This is a genomic window from Paraburkholderia sp. SIMBA_053, assembly GCF_046534895.1.
Classification (GTDB): Bacteria; Pseudomonadota; Gammaproteobacteria; order Burkholderiales; family Burkholderiaceae; genus Paraburkholderia; species Paraburkholderia caledonica.
Genome location: NZ_JAWRXU010001674.1, coordinates 1 through 237 on the forward strand (window position 1 = coordinate 1; position 237 = coordinate 237).

1 protein-coding gene is annotated in these 237 nt (G+C 65.8%); it reads left to right on the top strand.

Annotated features, from left to right (window positions below; all coding sequences use genetic code 11):
• Positions 1 to 237, top strand: a 237-nt coding sequence (locus tag SB753_RS41230) for a hypothetical protein (RefSeq protein ID WP_410805707.1), incomplete at both ends; no start/stop codon positions are given.

Consider the following 237-nt stretch of genomic DNA (forward strand, 5'->3'; position numbering starts at 1 on the left):
CGCGAGGAAGCGCACCTGGCGTTCACATCCGACTTCCGCGCGTTCGCAATCCGCGTGCCCCGCTCCGCCATCAATGCACGCCTTCTTACGCCGTTCTCGCTGCGTGCCGGGCGTTTGCCAGGCGAGGCCGGCATCGGTCACGTGTTCTCCGGCTTTCTGCGCTCGATTGCTGAAAGCGTGGAGACGCTCACGCTCGACGAGTTGCGCCCCCTCGAACTCGCGCTCGCGGAATTCCTG